Origin of the sequence: Nonlabens ulvanivorans (assembly GCF_000732625.1) — a bacterium.
Taxonomy (GTDB): domain Bacteria; phylum Bacteroidota; class Bacteroidia; order Flavobacteriales; family Flavobacteriaceae; genus Nonlabens; species Nonlabens ulvanivorans.
In genome coordinates this window covers 270,085-286,236 of the sequence record NZ_JPJI01000026.1, presented here as the reverse complement: position 1 = coordinate 286,236, position 16,152 = coordinate 270,085, and the positions used below count along the sequence as shown (strand labels likewise).

Genomic DNA, 16,152 nt, shown 5'->3' with positions numbered 1-16,152 from the left:
TACCATTACCATCCTTTTATTAATATTTCTAAATATTTTATATGAAAAGCTCAATAATATGCGGATTATCACTGCTCGTTAGTGGTATCGCAATCGCTCAAACATCACAGACACCACAAACAATTGTGGCGCCTGCTCAACAAGTTTCTCCGACAGCTGGTGCAACAGTAGGAGGTAACTATTCTAACATCGATCAAAAAGGAATCGGTAGTGATGCATTAGTTCAACAACAAGGAACAGCTAATGCTTCTTTTATAGAACAAACTGGTACAGATGCCGGTAACCGTAATTCAGTTGTTGTCCTTCAATGGGGAAATGTATCAGCCTTAAGTGGTGAAGAAAACTATTCTGAAATCAAACAAAATGGTGCAGGAAATAACTTCACGGTAACTCAACAAGGGGACAAGAATGAAGTTTTTGGTACTCAAACTGGGTTAGATAACACAGCAATTGTTCAACAAGGTGCTGATCTTGCTCAACAAGCTCAAGATAATCTTGCTTTAGTTAATCAAGATGGTAAAGGCAACTTTGCTGAGGTACAACAAAGATATGACAATAATGAATCTACTATTACTCAAAATAATGATGCTGTAAATGGAGTAGGGAATAGATCTTATCAAAGTCAAATCTCTGATGGAAACCAAACACCAGGTCATAAAGCAATAGGTACTCAGTATGGAGATGATAATGAAATAGTTCAAAATCAAGATAGTGAATACCAGCCGTTTGGTGGTAATAACTATGCTGAGGCTAATCAAGGAGATGCAGCGATAACAGCAGAGAGAGCATTCTCGCAACAAGTACAATCTGGTGGTTATAATAATGCATATTCTACACAATATGGATCAGATAATACTTCTTTCCAAGAGCAAAATGGCTTAGTAAATACGGCAGAAGTACATCAAAACATATCTTCTACAGGCGGAGATAATTATGCTGAACAATATCAAGTAGGTGGCTTAAATGAAGCATATATAAATCAAAATGGTAAGAATCATTCTGCATCACAAGAGCAATATGGGGTTTTAAACGAAACTATTGTTATACAAAGTGGTGGGCAAATGGTAGGAAATCAAGCCTTAACTATCCAGAATGGAATGAATAACGATTCTTACGTGAATCAGATGGCAAATGGAAATATCGCAGATGTTGATCAACTAGGAATGAATCATGTATCTGTAATAAATCAAAATAGCCTAGGAACTGCACCAGGTACAGGTGGTAGTAATACAGCAACAGTTACTCAAAGAAATGCAAATGTTTCTTTAAATCGTCAAACTCAACGTGCTGCTGCTACTAAGGCTCACACATTTTAATATTGCTTAATTACTTGAACTGAGAAGTCCTATTGGGCTTCTCGGTTTCATTAAAAACTATCATTATGAAAAAAATACTTTTCTTACTCGTTTTTACCACATTTACAGCTTTTGGTCAAACTTATGTAGATGATAGTCAGGTAATCAATACAGCAAATTTACAAACAACAAATGCGCAGCTCAATCTAGCTTCTGATCAAAATTCATCAGCAACGACGACGACTCAATTTGTTAATCAAAATAGTGTGTTTATTGAACAGGTAGGTACAAGTAATAACGCTACTGTAAGCGTTTCATCAGATGATAGTCAGATTAACATATATCAAAATGGTACTCTTAATAGCACTGTTTTAAATCACTCTGCAGATCGCATTAGGCAAAACATCGTACAAATTGGAAATTCTAATGTAGTATACGACTATAGTACTATTAGTGCTGCAAACCATTCATTAGATATTATTCAGAATGGAAATTTTAATACATCGATTACTGCAGGTTCCAATGCCATATCTGAAAATATGAGAATTAATCAAACTGGAAACGGAAGATCTGTTTTTGTAATCAATTTTTAAGTTACTATGAAGATTGCTCTGAATTTATTGGTCCTACTTATTTTTTGCTCCTTGCACGCTCAATCGCAAGAGCAAAAATCCTATTATAATCAGGAGATAAGTGGAGAATTATTTTTAGAACAAAAAGGAGATTATGTTTCTATTCAAGGTGTTGCTTTAAACCTTACAGATGTATCAGCAAGTATTAGGTATGAACTTACCGTTTTCAAAAAAGATAGTCTTAATAATACCTCAAAGAATAAACAAGAAGGACGTGGGGTTTTAAATGCAAAGACTAAAGCGATTCTATCCACAACTACTGTAAATATTAACAGCCCCTCAAAAATAACTATCATGTTACTCATCTATGATTTAGATAACAAACTGGTAGGTAAAGCAGTCCAAGTATTAAAAGAGAACTCTCTGCAACTAGAAAAAGAAGAAATAATTTCTAATGATGGAGTTGAGATTAGAGGTATTGTTATAGAGAAAACAAGAACAAAACCAGCTAGAGATTTTTACGATTATTTCTATGGAGAATATCATAAATATAAAATTAATGGTAACCGCATTGTTACTGTAGAGGAAGAATTTGGTCAGGGAAGAAATTCATTAATTAAAGTTACCGTAGGTAGAGAAGTGGTTTATGAATTTTTTGTAACCCCTAAAAAGAAGTACATGAAACAGATGGCGGATAACGCCATACGCTCTGTTTTTCAAAAATTTTTACAACTTCAAAAAGAAGAAACTAATTAAATAAATATATTATGCTCACAAAATCTACAACATTGCTCTCGTTGTTATTTTTAGTTCTCGCTTATACAGCGTGTAACGCACAACAATTTACTTACAAACCTATTAATCCTGCATTTGGTGGTGATACATTTAACTATCAATGGTTAATACAAAGTGCTGAAGCACAAAATAGGTTCACAGATCCAGCAGAATCTGCTATAGATGATACATCTGAATTGGACGCCTTTACTGATGGTTTAAATAGACAACTACTTAGTGGTTTTTCACGTCAGATTTTAAATCTTCAATTAGGAGAAGAAGAATTAAGACCAGGAGTTTTTACGATAGGATCTTATGAAGTTGAAGTCTTGGAATCTTTAGAAGGATTAGTAGTTAACTTATTGGACACTAATACTGGAGATCAAACCCAAATTATTATTCCTAATAATTAGGACCAAAGAACTCTACTATGAAATCTTATAAAAACATCATGATTCTCATGATGCTTACCATGCTATTATCTGCTTGTGGAGCATACATGAATCAACCCATGGGAACTCAACCAGCCCGTATAGGAGAAGCGACTGAAGTCTCTAAGAGATTAATCGCTCTACCAGAACCTAGTGCACCTGCCGTTGTCGGTGTCTATGAATTTGAAGACCAAACTGGTCAATTCAAACAGTCAGAAAATGGAAGTACCTTCAGTAATGCTGTTACCCAAGGTGGAACAACCATATTAGTAAAAGCATTAGAGGATTCAAAATGGTTCACACCTATTGAAAGAGAAAATTTAGGAAATTTACTTCAAGAACGTAATATTATCCTCAATACTCGAAAAGATTATGCAGCACGCAGTAATACGCAGGTTAAGGAACTAGATCCATTATTATATGCAGGCGTGCTTATAGAAGGTGGAATTGTTTCTTATGATACTAACGTATTAACGGGTGGAGCAGGAGCGAGATATTTTGGCGCTGGTGGTTCTACAAAATATAGACAGGATCGAGTGACCGTTTATTTAAGAGCCGTTTCTACAAAAACGGGTAAAATAATGAAGACCGTTTATGTGTCAAAAACAATCTACTCTCAAGCGGTAGATGCGAGTTTGTTTAGATACGTAAGTTTCAAAAGACTATTAGAAGCAGAAACTGGTTTTACAAGAAATGAACCAGGACAATTAGCAGTTAAAGAAGCAATTGAAAAAGCTGTTGAAGCATTAATTATTGAAGGGATCGATGCGCAATTATGGTATCCTAAAGGAGGAAAACCTGTGGCCGATCAGATGGTCGCCGCTTATAAGGAAGAAAAATCGGTAGCAGAAAACACAGACGTCTATCAACGTAATATGGTAAACAGACGTAGTAAATGGCGAGTTGATGTTGGTGCCGGTGGTACTTTAATTAATGGTGATTACCCTAACGCTTACTATGAGTATGCACTAACTTTAGGAGCACAATATAATTTTTCACCTTATGTAGGAATTCATGGATCGGTACATAAATTTAGACTGAAGAATACAGATTTATTCAATCGAGAATTTGCTGCATCAGAACTTAATGTGCATTTAACAATGCTACCTTATGATAAATTTACTCCTTATGTATATGGTGGAGGTGGTTTAAATCATGCAAACTGGTTTGAACAGAATGACTTAAAGGTCCAAGCAGGATTAGGTCTTGAGTATACCTTATCACCATCTATAGGTGTTAAATTATATGCTGATTATAATGCAGTTTTATCTGATGATCTAGATTATATAGTCGCTGGTCAGCGTGATGATCATTATCTCAAATTTGGTCTAGGTGTCAATATCTATCTAGGTGGTAATGAGGCAAAGGATAATGATGAGAAACGTAAAATGAGAAAATACCGTCGTACACAAAGACGTATTGAAAAAATGAAATTAAGAGTTCAAGCAGAGCAAGAAGTTGCTGGTGACACGCTTTCGCGAAAGCGTAATAATTCAAACTTCCCTAATCCATAATTAAAAGATAGAAAAAATGAAATTACTGCAATATATAGCTGGAATTACCATCCTACTTTTAGTAATAGGATGTAGCGAAGATAAATTACAAATTAATGGTAAAGGAACCTTGAAAGGTCGGGTCGTAGCTGCCGAGACATTTTTACCACAAGAAAATGTGAAAATATCAACTAATCCTAATACGAATACAGTTTTTACTGATGCTGATGGATTATTTGAATTTGAATTAGATAATGGTCAGTATTCTGTACAAGCTGAGAAAGATGGTTTTTTAACAGACTTTGAGAGTGCTACAGTTGAGGTGGATGAAACAGTTGAAATCGTATTTGAGTTACAAGTTGAAACGGCAAATAATAGAGCGCCAGATACTCCTGTACTAGTATCACCGGCAGATAATGAGGTCGACGTATCGTCTAATGTAACGCTAGAATGGCTAGCAACTGATCCTGAAGATGATGATTTAACCTTTATAGTTGAATTGAGAAACACTTCAGATAATACGGTAGAAGTTTTTGAAGATATCACAGAACCTATGCTGGACGTGACTCTGGATTTTGGTACTACATATTTATGGCAAGTAAGAGCAGATGATGGAATCAACCAGACTATTAATAGTGCTTTATTTTCTTTCAGTACTTCTGATTTTCCGACCAATAGATTTCTATATGTACGTAAGGTTAACGGTAATAATGTTATTTACAGTAGTGATGAGAACGGAACAGAAGTAGCCCTTACCACAACGACTACTAATAGCTGGCGACCTAGAGTAAATAGACAGGCTAATAAAATAGCATTTCTTAGAAATGTCGGAGCACAGGTACATGTGTTTACCATGGAATTAGATGGGTCACAAGTACAGCAAGTGACTTCTACAGTCGCTGTTGCTGGTTTTAATCTAGATGAGCTCGATATCTCATGGGCTTCTAATGGTTCTATAATTTATTACCCTTCACTAGATAAATTATACACCATACAGCCTAGTGGTGCTGGTCTAACACAACTTTATCAAACATCTAATGGTAATATCATTACCGATGTAGATGTTAATGAGCCTAGAATAGCCGTGAAAACTAATGATTTTGCAGGTTACAATGTTGAAATTTTGATACTAGATATGCAGGCTACTGTGGTGCAAACCGTTTTAAGTGGTATGCCTGGTGCTGCTGGTAGTATAGATTTAAGTGCAGACAACTCTACCATATTATATTCTAGAGATATTTCTGGATTTGAAAACATAGCATACAGACTGCTAGACTCTAGACTTTTTGTTTATAATTTGAACACTTTGCAAGAGTTAGAAGTGTCATTTAATAAGCCTGCTGGAACCAATGATTTAGATGCTCGATTTTCTCCTACAGAAGGTTTAGTAATATGTAAAAATCAAGATAATGATGGAAACTCTGCTCCGATAATACAAACTCTAGAATTAACTATAGCAGATACTAGAGAAGATTTATTTACAAATGCTATAATGCCAGATTGGGAATAGGCGCTTTTTATCCTTATGTAGTAAATGCGTTATCTACATAGTGGACTTGAGTCCCTGAGCAAGATTCAAATATGTCTAGGGTAACTAACTATGATACTTACGCAATTATCAATAGTTCTGTGCCTATTCCGTTTTGGTATTAATATTATAAAAGGTAATGCCCAGTAAGAATGTAGGGATTCTTTACTGGGCATTTATCATTTCTAAATATCTTGAAAAGAAATATATTCTTGTTTAAGATAGGACAAACATATACTTTAATCTGTTGTCTCGCAATATTTTTAAGATATTTTGACGTTTAAAGGTTGTATTTAACAGATTTTTGGTAGTAAACGCCCTTTTAATCGATGTTTTAATCGGTGGTTTATCCTGCGCTTAAGTCAGTAGATTCATAAGCACCAGCATCTGGAGTAATGCTTCTAGGGTTATCTAAGATATCATTAACGGTCGCATTTGCTGGGTTTGCAATTCCATTTGCTCCACCTGTCGTATCGATTTGTAATTGATTATTATCCTCATCCTTAAAAATAGGGTCGACATTAAAGACACTTTGGTTGTATAAACTAGCATTATTAAAATCATAATTAGCAAATCCTACAAAATCATCAAAGCGATCATTAAATTTAATTAAGGAATTTTGAAAGTTAAAATTGAATTGAGACACGCCATCATCTGCTAAGATATATTCTATATCTCTATCGCCGTAAATAATACAATTCGTGAAACTTGCATTGATTAGGTCTTCAGTTAATTCTGTGTTTGGGATGATGTTAGAAATAAATAGGGTAGGTTCTTGTCTAAAACTGTTATTCCAGTAGTTTGCTATAGTGCAATTGTTGAAATTGTATTCACCACCTAAACGTAGAACTAGTGATGTTTGCCCTGAATTATTAATGACTAAGTTTTCTGCCTCTATATGAGCGGTAGTTCCTATTAAACCAGAGTTTGAACTGTTATAAATTTGGGTATTATTGATTTGAAGAGTAGCGCCAGTAGATGCTGTATTTAAACTATCCATAATTATACCTACACTAGCGTTTTTAATAGTTGCGTTATTTATAATATTGTTTTTACTACCAGCGGTAAGCCATATAGCACCCCATTGACCTGGTATGTCTGCATATGTCGGTTCTAATCTGTCGCCTTCAAAAATCACTTCTTTTTCTAGATCATCAGTTATTGAAGGTAAGCCGTTAACTTGCAGGCTACCTTCATTTGCGACAATAATACCACTTCCGCTATGAAAATGTAATCTTGCTCCTGCTTCTATGGTTAAAGTTTTATTAGGAGGTACTCCAGCATATCCGTATATGACATATGGTTTTGCAGCTGTTAATGTTAATTCAGTATCATCCAGAAAAAAGCCACTTATCCTAATTTCTTCACCTTCATCTGTAGTACCTAATAATAAAGTTTCTTCAATACCTTGCGCATCTCTTTCTGGGAATAGAAATATAGCATCTTGGACTAGAGTTACAAGTTCTACTACTTGCTGGTTAGGGCCATTATCAAATTCTATGGTGTCGGTATATAAAAACTCGTCTCCTGATGAGAAGTCGTTAATATCAATAGTGGTTTCTACAAATACAAAAAGAGAATCTTTGGCCAGTAATTCTACATTTTCAAATATGCGGCCGGGCACACCATCAACGGCTAGTCTATAGTTTGAGTTCTCGCCTTGAGCCAGCGCAACACGAGGGATGACGATATCATCACTACTATTATTGTAAACCTTAAACGTACGTGTGCTAGATCCTATATTAGTAAATACGGTATCTAAAAAAACGGTATCTTGAGAAAAACCTAAATCTCCCGTACTGTTTGAAAAAGCAAAATCATCTCTACAAGAAGCAAAGATGATACATAATAATAGAGACGGAATGATTATAAAGTATTTCTTCATGTAAGTGTTTCAAATAGATCTCTTAACTCTTGAGATATTTTTACAGGTTTACCTTTTTTATTTATTGCACACCAGACAGATTTAGTCTTGACTAATAGCTGTTCTGTTGTGGCGTTATATATTTCTATAAAACGCTCGTATTTAACATTTGTTGCCTGACCTACTTGAGTTTTAATCAAAATCGTATCGCCTAAAAATGCCGCAGCTTTGTACTCTAGATTATGCTTAATCATTACCCAGTCAAATTGCTTTTTTAAAGCCTCTGTACCTACGTTTAACCAGTGTTCTATTGCAATTTCATTTGCCCACTGATTATAAACCACGTTGTTAACATGGTTAAGATCATCAATTTCTGCATCTGTAACTTTTCTAGTTACTGTATATGTTGGTAAATCTGCACTAATCACTATTTCTTAATTTTAATTTCAAACATTTTATCCCACCTCTTACCAGTTACAAAAATAGTACCGCTCTTAGGGTTAAAAGCTATACCATTAAGTACGTTATCATCCTTATTTGCATTTGGAATTTGAGCGGTTAATGATTTTAAATCGACGATACCTTCTACGACACCAGTTTGTGGGTTAATAATGGTAATACCATTAGTTTGATAAACATTGGCATAGATTTTACCATCAATCCATTCTAGCTCATTAATCTTTGTGATACTATTTTTAGTAGAAACCACTTGTACATAACTTATTTCTTCAAAAGTTATTGGATCAATCTTCCAAATTTTATCAGTTCCATCGCTTTTGTAAAGGAATTTTCCGTCATTGCAAAGTCCCCAACCTTCTTTGCTACGCCCATATTTAAACTCGTCTATGCGATTGAGAGATAAGTCATAAACATAGCCATAACCAGCTTGCCACGATAATTGATAAACCTTATTGTCTAGAATAGTCATTCCTTCTGCAAATATGTGGTCTGGTAATTCAAATTTCTTTAAAGCCTCTCCGCTATTTACATCTGTAATTCTTAGGTCACTTTCTTTAAACTGTCCGGTACTCTCATAAAGTGAGTCGCCATAAAACTCAAGCCCTTGCGTGTAAGATTCTGTTTTATGAGGATAAGTAGCAATTTCTTCTATTTGATAAACTTTTACATTATTAGGAGCTAATCTTGTAATATGTGCAGACTTAGTCACCACTTTACCGTCTTTATATATCGACGCTTCAAAAGTTAGTTTTCCATAGGGTTGAGTATCCAGCTTTCGCGAAAGCGTATTACTATTCTCTCCCATAACTTTACCAGCATTTATATGCCAAATGATGCTGTCATTTCCTATTTCTGACGCATCTATAACTGATAAATTGATCGAATCTGAGTTGGTATACGAATTTTTAGGGTTAGTTATCTCTAAACTATAATTATCTTTAAAGGTATCGATATCATTCTTACAGGCTGTTAACGAGATGGTTGCTAGTAAGATTATAGCGGCATTTTTCCAGTTCATATATGGTTTTTAAGAGGTCGAAATATAACGATAAAATTGCTTGCTTAAAATCTTTGCAGAGTATAAACTAGGTATTATATTTGCACCTGGCAAGTCCTACACAACTAGCTCCTGTTGAACTCCTCCAGGGCGGGAACGCAGCAAAGGTAAGCGGTCGTAGCAGTGTGATGTAGGTAGCTTGCCTTTTTTGTGTCCAATACTCAAATCTAATCATCTCAATAATAGGTTGTTATGAATAAAGTTGTTCTTGTAACCGGCGGTTCTAGCGGTATAGGAAAGTCTATTTCTATTTATCTTAAAAGTAAAGGTTATACCGTTTATGGAACGAGTAGAAATCCTGGTAGCTATCCAGACAGTCCTATTGACCTTGTTGCTATGGATGTCAAAGACCCAATATCTATCGAAAAAGCTGTTGCGGAAATTATCAATAAAGAAGGTAAAATTGATATTCTTATAAATAACGCTGGAGTAGGAATTACTGGTCCGGTTGAAGAAACGCCTATTGAAGAAATACATGGCGCTATGGATACAAATTTCTATGGTCCATTACGAGTGCTGCAAGCCGTGTTACCATACATGAGAAAACAACAATCTGGTAGAGTTATTAATATAACCAGCATTGCTGGGTATATGGGATTACCTTACCGAGGTATTTATAGCGCTAGTAAAGGAGCTTTAGAAATCGTTACCGAGGCGTATCGTATGGAGTGTGCTCATTTAAATATACATTTTAGCAATGTAGCGCCGGGAGATTTTGCTACTAATATTGCAGCAGGTCGTTTTCATGCTCCGGTTGTAGAAGGTAGTGATTATGCTACTGGATATTCTCAAACTTTAAAGCTTATTGATGAGCATGTCGATGATGGTAGTGACCCTATGGAAGTTGCCTATAAGATTTATGATGTCCTACAAGAAAAAAATCCTGGAATACATTATAAGGTTGGTAGTTTTTTACAGAAATTTTCGATTGTCCTCAAAAAAATCTTGCCTGAAAAGCGTTATGAAAAAATGCTCAAGAAACATTACAAGCTTTAAAAGTCTTTAGTCAACTCTTCTAGAGCATCAAGTTGTAAAATTTTGATGTTTTTTCCTTGTGTTGTAATGTAGCCTTTCTTTTTGAAGTCAGATAATAGCCTAATGCATGATTCTGTTGCAGTGCCTATAGCTGCTGCGAGATCTTCTCTAGAAAGAACTAAGGTTAAATCACCCGTTAAAGGATCTTCACCAAATTGTTTTTTTAGATATAATAACGCTTGCGCTAGACGCTGTTTCACGGTCTTCTCAGATAAGTTGACAATCATGTCATCTGCAATTCTTAACTCTGTAGCCATATTTACCAATAATTCTTTTACAAAAAGAGGATTGTGAGCGATTCTATTTTTAATAGCAGACTTAGGTATAAAACACACTTCCATATCGTTAAGTGCCGTAGCGCTTAAATTTGCATTTTCATCACAGACTATAGATCGTTGCCCTAAAATCTCACCTTTAGAAGCGATTTTTACAATTTGGTCGCGACCTGAGGCTGTTATTTTAGATAATTTTGTAGCTCCATTGCGCACGCAGTAAATACCACTTAAACGTTGCCCTTCTTTAAAGATCATATCTCCTTTTGATACAGATTGTAGCTTTTTAGTTGCATTAATTTCAGCAAGGTCTTCTGTATTCAATACTCTTAATGCATTGTATTGTCTAATGACGCAGTTTTCGCATTTTGTACTCATGGTATTATCAGATTAGGCAGTTACAAAATTAAAGCATGTTGATGAGTGAAGTCTATTTCCTAATGTGATAATTATCATGTTTTAAATCTGTTTTTAAAATGACATTTGCAATAGGTATAATGAGCAAATAAATAAATTATGGATAATTGTTTCCATTGTGGAGATCCATGCACAGAACAAACTATCATACATGATGATAAGAAGTTTTGTTGTAATGGTTGCAAACTGGTTTATGAAATACTAAGTGATAATGATCTAGGCAATTATTATGATATCGAGAATAATCCAGGTACATCTCCTTCTTTTTCAAAGGATAAATTTAACTTTCTTGAAAATGAAGAAATAGTTCAAAAATTACTAGAGTTCAATGAGCAAGAGGTGCAAGTGGTGCAACTATCCATACCATCGATACATTGTAGTTCTTGTATTTGGGTATTAGAAAATTTACAACGTATTCATCATGGAGTTAAGTCTTCTCAAGTAGATTTTCCTAAAAAAACAGTAAGAGTTACCTTTAATTCAAATGAATTAGATCTTAAAGCACTGGCAATATTATTAGCCTCAATAGGTTATGAGCCTTATATATCGCTTGATGATTATGAAGAAAAAGATAAAAAAGTTGATCGTTCTTTAATCTATAAATTAGGTGTAGCGGGATTTGCTTTTGGGAATGTTATGTTTTTATCGTTTCCAGAGTATTTTGAGGTACAAGAATTTTGGTTAGATCAGTTTAAAGGGCTTTTTCGTTGGATGATGTTTGCGTTTTCATTACCAGTCGTATTCTATGCAGGTATCGATTATCTTAAATCTGCTTATAAAGGAGTTACATCAGGTGTATTAAATATTGACATCCCTATAGCCTTAGGGATTATCGTGTTATTTGTCCGCAGTACGATTGAGATTGTGTTTGACTTAGGAACTGGGTTTTTAGATAGTCTTACGGGTTTAGTATTCTTTCTATTACTAGGTCGATTTTTCCAACAACGTACCTATGCATACCTCTCTTTTGATAGAGATTTCAAATCTTATTTTCCAATAGCCGTAACTAGATTGCTTAAAAAACATGGTCAAGTAGAAGAAGATCAAGTACCTATTTATAAAATCGAAAAAGGAGATAGATTGTTAATACGATCAGGTGAGATTTTACCGGTAGATGCTGTTTTATTAAGTGATAAAGCATCGATGGATTACAGTTTTGTAACGGGTGAATCTGATCATATCACTAAATATTTAGGAGAGGTACTATATGCTGGTGGTAGACAGCAATCAGGACTTATCGAGGTGGAGGCTATAAAAAATGTAGAGCAAAGTTATTTGACCAGTCTGTGGAGTAATGATGTTTTCAAAAAGAAACGACACTCTAGTTTTCAAACGCTGGTTGATCGTATCTCAAAAAAATTCACAGTTACCATTATCAGCGTAGCTGTAATAGGTGCTTTAATATGGTTATTTATTAATCCATTAACTGCTATTAATGTATTTACTGCAGTTTTAATTGTTGCCTGTCCTTGTGCAATAGCTTTATCTACTCCATTTACAATGGGTAATATGTTGCGCATTTATGGCAATATGGGTTTATATCTTAAAGAATCTGTAATTATCGAGCGTATGTCTCAAATAGATACGATTGTATTTGATAAAACAGGAACGATTACAACTAGTTCTGCCTCACAAATAGAGTATAAAGGAGAACCACTAAACGAAAAAGAAGAAAAGAATCTTGCTAGTACATTACGCGGTTCAAATCACCCATTAAGTAGAGCTTTGTATAATGAACTCAAAAAAAATGATATTTTACCAGCTTTAGATGATTTTAAAGAGGTAGCCGGTAAAGGTCTTATTTCTAGAATAGATAAAGAAGTCATTAAAGTAGGGTCTCCGTCATTTACATCATCACAAGCCACACAAGAAGAACATATAGAGACCGCAGTTCATGTTAATTATAATCAGCATTATAAAGGGAAATACACTTTTAAGAATAAGTATAGAACAGGTGTAGATGAACTATTTGAACGTTTGTCTAAGGATTATAAATTACATGTTGTATCTGGTGATAATGCCGGAGAAAAAGAACATCTTAAAGATCTGCTGCCATCTGGTGTAGTTCTTAAATTCAATCAACAACCAGAAGAGAAACTTAATTATATCAAAGAACTTCAATCACAAGGCGCTCGAGTAATGATGGTAGGAGATGGTTTAAATGATGCTGGTGCACTCACACAGTCAGATGTAGGTGTTTCTATCGCCGAAAATGTAAACGTATTTACACCAGCCTGTGATGGTATTATGGACGCGAGTATTTTAGGCAGAATGGATGAGGTGATTACGCTTTCGCGAAAAGCAGTAAACATTATTAATTGGTGCTTCATCCTATCATTATTCTATAATATAATCGGAATATCAATTGCTTTAAGTGGAAACTTAACACCAGTAATGGCGGCGATTTTAATGCCAGTGAGTTCATTGAGTGTTGTGGCATTTACAACTATTATGACTAATTATATGGGTAGAAAATTTTCTAATAAAACTTCTCAAAACTGATAATTGTCATGTTTTAAGGAAGGCTATAGAAATATTTTTGTAACGATAATTCAAAGAGGTATGAGTATCATATATATGTTATTAGCAGTGAGCGTTGTGGTAGCGCTACTATTTTTTGTTCTATTTATAGTTTCTGTAAAGGATGGACAATATGATGATACGTACACGCCTAGTGTGCGCATGCTATTTGATGACGAAGTCGTTAAAACTAAAGAAGAAAACAACCAAATTAATTCAAAATAATTATGCAATTAGAACAATTCCATTACGATAATAAAATCGTTAAGAATTTCCTGTATGCTACCATACTTTGGGGTGTAGTAGGGATGACAGTCGGTTTATTACTGGCGTTTATGTTTCTTTTTCCTAACCTTACAGATGGCATTTCATGGCTTAGTTTCGGTAGGTTGAGACCTCTTCATACTAACGCGGTGATATTTGCCTTTGTAGGTAACGCTATTTTTGCCGGTGTATATTACTCTACTCAGCGCTTACTTAAAGCACGTATGTGGAGTGACTTTTTATCTAAAGTTAATTTTTGGGGATGGCAATTAATTATCGTTGCTGCGGCGATTACCTTACCATTAGGTATGACCTCTTCAAAAGAGTATGCAGAGCTTGAATGGCCTATAGATATAGCAATTGCCTTGATTTGGGTAGCGTTTGGTGTGAACCTTATCGGTACACTTATAAAGAGAAGACAGCGTCACCTTTATGTAGCAATCTGGTTTTATATAGCAACTTTTGTAACGGTTGCAGTATTGCATATTTTTAATAGTATGGCCTTACCAGTTAATATGTTTAAGAGTTATTCTGCATATGCTGGTGTGCAAGATGCTCTTGTTCAATGGTGGTATGGTCACAATGCAGTAGCGTTTTTCTTAACAACACCATTCTTAGGTTTGATGTATTACTTTGTGCCTAAAGCTGCAAACAGACCAGTTTATTCATATAGATTATCTATTATTCACTTTTGGTCTTTAATATTTATTTATATCTGGGCTGGTCCTCACCACTTATTATATAGTGCCTTACCAGACTGGGCACAAAACCTAGGAGTAGCCTTTTCTGTAATGTTAATTGCACCATCATGGGGTGGAATGATTAATGGATTACTGACACTGCGTGGTGCATGGGATAAAGTACGTACTAGTCCTGTGTTGAAATTTATGGTAGTAGCTATCACAGGTTATGGTATGGCAACCTTTGAAGGGCCTATGTTGTCACTTAAAAACGTAAATGCGATAGCTCACTTCTCTGACTGGATTATTGCTCACGTTCATGTTGGTGCACTAGCATGGAATGGGTTTATGACATTTGGTATCATATATTATTTAGTTCCTATACTTTTCAAAACAAAATTAGCATCTACTAAACTTGCTAACTTCCATTTCTGGATAGGTACGTTAGGTATTATTCTTTATGCATTACCTATGTATGTAGCAGGATTTGTTCAAGCATTTATGTGGAAACAATTTAATCCAGATGGTACACTTGCTTATGGTAACTTCTTAGAAACCGTTAATGAAATCATGCCTATGTACTGGATGCGTGCTATAGGTGGTACGTTATATATCGCTGGTATGCTAGTATTAGTGTACAATGTGATTATGACGGTTAGACAAGGTAGTACAGTTACAGATGAACTAGTAGAGGCAGCACCATTAACTCGTGTTTCTAAGAAAAGAACAGCTAGTGAAGGATGGCATACCTGGTTAGAAAGAAAGCCTTTAAAAATGACTTTGTATTCAACAATCGCTATTTTGATAGGTGGATTGGTTCAAATAGTTCCTTCATTAATGGTAGATGATTATATACCAGTAATTTCTAGTGTGAAACCATATACTCCATTAGAATTAGAAGGTAGAGATATATATATCAGAGAAGGTTGTGTAGGATGTCACTCGCAAATGATTAGACCTTTCCGTAGTGAGGTAGAACGATATGGAGAATACTCTAAGGCTGGAGAATATGTATACGATCATCCATTCTTATTTGGTTCAAAAAGAACAGGACCAGATTTAATGAGAGTAGGTGGTAAGTATAATGATAACTGGCACTTAAATCACTTTTATGATCCTCAAACAACCAGTTCAGGTTCTATAATGCCATCATATAAATGGTTAATTGAAAATGAACATGATCGCAGCCAGACGCAGGATAAGATGGAGGTAATGGTAAGTCTAGGTGTTCCTTATTCACCAGCAGATATTGAAAATGCTCCAGAAACGATGGCTTCTCAAGCACTGAAAATAGAAATGAGTTTAATGAACGATCCTGACTTTGCAAAAATATATAATGCAGACAAAAAATATGCAGAGGAAAATGGAGAAGAGTTTATTGAAATGAGAGATAGAGAAGTGGTTTCTATTATCGCGTACTTGCAACGATTAGGAACCGATATCAAGGTTAAAAATGCCGAAGATTTAAGTGTTAATCAAAACGACTAAGCC

General features: G+C 34.9%; 14 protein-coding genes and 1 other RNA gene. 11 read left to right on the top strand and 4 right to left on the bottom strand.

Features of this window, described 5'->3' with window-relative positions; all coding sequences use genetic code 11:
• The first annotated feature begins 41 nt into the window (after positions 1–41).
• The 6 genes from IL45_RS05090 to IL45_RS05065 all read left to right on the top strand — a co-directional run bounded on the left by IL45_RS05090 (position 42) and on the right by IL45_RS05065 (position 6,075).
• The gene (locus tag IL45_RS05090) at positions 42–1,316 is read left to right on the top strand and encodes a hypothetical protein (protein WP_036581106.1); all 1,275 of its coding nucleotides are present in this window, start codon (positions 42–44) and stop codon (positions 1,314–1,316) included.
• A gap of 65 nt (positions 1,317–1,381) precedes the next feature.
• Positions 1,382–1,888 (top strand): hypothetical protein, encoded by a 507-nt coding sequence (locus tag IL45_RS05085; RefSeq protein WP_036581103.1) that lies wholly within the window; start codon positions 1,382–1,384, stop codon positions 1,886–1,888.
• A 6-nt stretch (positions 1,889–1,894) separates the two neighbouring features.
• On the top strand, positions 1,895–2,623 hold the full coding sequence (locus IL45_RS05080; RefSeq protein WP_081866538.1) for a CsgE family curli-type amyloid fiber assembly protein: 729 nt from the start codon (positions 1,895–1,897) through the stop codon (positions 2,621–2,623).
• Positions 2,624–2,634: 11 nt separating this feature from the next.
• Positions 2,635–3,054 carry a curli production assembly/transport component CsgF gene (locus tag IL45_RS05075; protein ID WP_036581098.1) on the top strand — a complete coding sequence of 140 codons (420 nt, stop codon included), beginning with the start codon at positions 2,635–2,637 and terminating at the stop codon, positions 3,052–3,054.
• 17 nt (positions 3,055–3,071) lie between these two features.
• On the top strand, positions 3,072–4,586 hold the full coding sequence (locus tag IL45_RS05070; RefSeq protein ID WP_036581094.1) for a CsgG/HfaB family protein: 1,515 nt from the start codon (positions 3,072–3,074) through the stop codon (positions 4,584–4,586).
• A 16-nt stretch (positions 4,587–4,602) separates the two neighbouring features.
• A complete protein-coding gene (locus IL45_RS05065; protein ID WP_051788657.1) occupies positions 4,603–6,075 on the top strand; it encodes a carboxypeptidase-like regulatory domain-containing protein in 1,473 nt (490 codons plus the stop codon).
• A 364-nt stretch (positions 6,076–6,439) separates the two neighbouring features.
• On the opposite strand, the gene IL45_RS05060 is transcribed toward IL45_RS05065, so the two are convergent.
• The 3 genes from IL45_RS05060 to IL45_RS05050 are packed head-to-tail and all read right to left on the bottom strand — an operon-like array spanning position 6,440 to position 9,434.
• Positions 6,440–7,978: a hypothetical protein gene (locus IL45_RS05060; protein WP_036581090.1), complete on the bottom strand. Its 1,539-nt coding sequence runs from the start codon at positions 7,976–7,978 to the stop codon at positions 6,440–6,442.
• Positions 7,975–8,385 (bottom strand): acyl-CoA thioesterase, encoded by a 411-nt coding sequence (locus tag IL45_RS05055; protein ID WP_006797096.1) that lies wholly within the window; start codon positions 8,383–8,385, stop codon positions 7,975–7,977. The genes IL45_RS05060 and IL45_RS05055 overlap by 4 nt, the downstream gene beginning before the upstream one ends.
• On the bottom strand, positions 8,385–9,434 hold the full coding sequence (locus IL45_RS05050) for a glutaminyl-peptide cyclotransferase (protein ID WP_036581087.1): 1,050 nt from the start codon (positions 9,432–9,434) through the stop codon (positions 8,385–8,387). The genes IL45_RS05055 and IL45_RS05050 overlap by 1 nt, the downstream gene beginning before the upstream one ends.
• An 87-nt stretch (positions 9,435–9,521) precedes the next feature.
• Between IL45_RS05050 and ffs the strand changes: the two genes are divergently transcribed.
• Both ffs and IL45_RS05045 read left to right on the top strand, forming a co-directional pair.
• Positions 9,522–9,621: signal recognition particle sRNA small type (gene ffs / locus IL45_RS14905), an RNA gene on the top strand.
• 44 nt (positions 9,622–9,665) lie between these two features.
• Positions 9,666–10,469, top strand: a complete 804-nt coding sequence (locus tag IL45_RS05045; RefSeq protein ID WP_036581086.1) for an SDR family oxidoreductase — start codon at positions 9,666–9,668, stop codon at positions 10,467–10,469.
• Here the strand turns inward: IL45_RS05045 and IL45_RS05040 are convergent.
• Positions 10,466–11,158, bottom strand: coding sequence for a Crp/Fnr family transcriptional regulator (locus tag IL45_RS05040; protein WP_036581084.1), 693 nt, complete (start codon positions 11,156–11,158; stop codon positions 10,466–10,468). The two genes, IL45_RS05045 and IL45_RS05040, sit on opposite strands and share 4 nt — an antisense overlap.
• Before the next feature lie 138 nt (positions 11,159–11,296).
• Between IL45_RS05040 and IL45_RS05035 the strand changes: the two genes are divergently transcribed.
• From IL45_RS05035 to ccoN, 3 genes are read left to right on the top strand one after another with little or no spacing between them, the layout of a single operon-like run.
• Positions 11,297–13,699 (top strand): heavy metal translocating P-type ATPase, encoded by a 2,403-nt coding sequence (locus IL45_RS05035; RefSeq protein ID WP_036581082.1) that lies wholly within the window; start codon positions 11,297–11,299, stop codon positions 13,697–13,699.
• Positions 13,700–13,759: 60 nt separating this feature from the next.
• Positions 13,760–13,942 carry a cbb3-type cytochrome oxidase assembly protein CcoS gene (ccoS, locus tag IL45_RS05030; protein WP_036581079.1) on the top strand — a complete coding sequence of 61 codons (183 nt, stop codon included), beginning with the start codon at positions 13,760–13,762 and terminating at the stop codon, positions 13,940–13,942.
• 2 nt (positions 13,943–13,944) lie between these two features.
• A complete protein-coding gene (gene ccoN, locus IL45_RS05025) occupies positions 13,945–16,149 on the top strand; it encodes a cytochrome-c oxidase, cbb3-type subunit I (RefSeq protein WP_036581076.1) in 2,205 nt (734 codons plus the stop codon).
• The last annotated feature ends 3 nt before the right edge of the window (positions 16,150–16,152 follow it).

What these genes read in the sequence shown, in the direction of transcription:
- IL45_RS05090 (WP_036581106.1), top strand. Translation starts at nt 42, where the DNA reads ATGAAAAGCTCAATAATATGCGGATTATCACTGCTCGTTAGTGGTATC.
- IL45_RS05085 (WP_036581103.1), top strand. Translation starts at nt 1,382, where the DNA reads ATGAAAAAAATACTTTTCTTACTCGTTTTTACCACATTTACAGCTTTT.
- IL45_RS05080 (WP_081866538.1), top strand. Translation starts at nt 1,895, where the DNA reads ATGAAGATTGCTCTGAATTTATTGGTCCTACTTATTTTTTGCTCCTTG.
- IL45_RS05075 (WP_036581098.1), top strand. Translation starts at nt 2,635, where the DNA reads ATGCTCACAAAATCTACAACATTGCTCTCGTTGTTATTTTTAGTTCTC.
- IL45_RS05070 (WP_036581094.1), top strand. Translation starts at nt 3,072, where the DNA reads ATGAAATCTTATAAAAACATCATGATTCTCATGATGCTTACCATGCTA.
- IL45_RS05065 (WP_051788657.1), top strand. Translation starts at nt 4,603, where the DNA reads ATGAAATTACTGCAATATATAGCTGGAATTACCATCCTACTTTTAGTA.
- IL45_RS05060 (WP_036581090.1), bottom strand. Translation starts at nt 7,978, where the DNA reads ATGAAGAAATACTTTATAATCATTCCGTCTCTATTATTATGTATCATC.
- IL45_RS05050 (WP_036581087.1), bottom strand. Translation starts at nt 9,434, where the DNA reads ATGAACTGGAAAAATGCCGCTATAATCTTACTAGCAACCATCTCGTTA.
- IL45_RS05045 (WP_036581086.1), top strand. Translation starts at nt 9,666, where the DNA reads ATGAATAAAGTTGTTCTTGTAACCGGCGGTTCTAGCGGTATAGGAAAG.
- IL45_RS05040 (WP_036581084.1), bottom strand. Translation starts at nt 11,158, where the DNA reads ATGAGTACAAAATGCGAAAACTGCGTCATTAGACAATACAATGCATTA.
- IL45_RS05035 (WP_036581082.1), top strand. Translation starts at nt 11,297, where the DNA reads ATGGATAATTGTTTCCATTGTGGAGATCCATGCACAGAACAAACTATC.
- ccoS (WP_036581079.1), top strand. Translation starts at nt 13,760, where the DNA reads ATGAGTATCATATATATGTTATTAGCAGTGAGCGTTGTGGTAGCGCTA.
- ccoN (WP_036581076.1), top strand. Translation starts at nt 13,945, where the DNA reads ATGCAATTAGAACAATTCCATTACGATAATAAAATCGTTAAGAATTTC.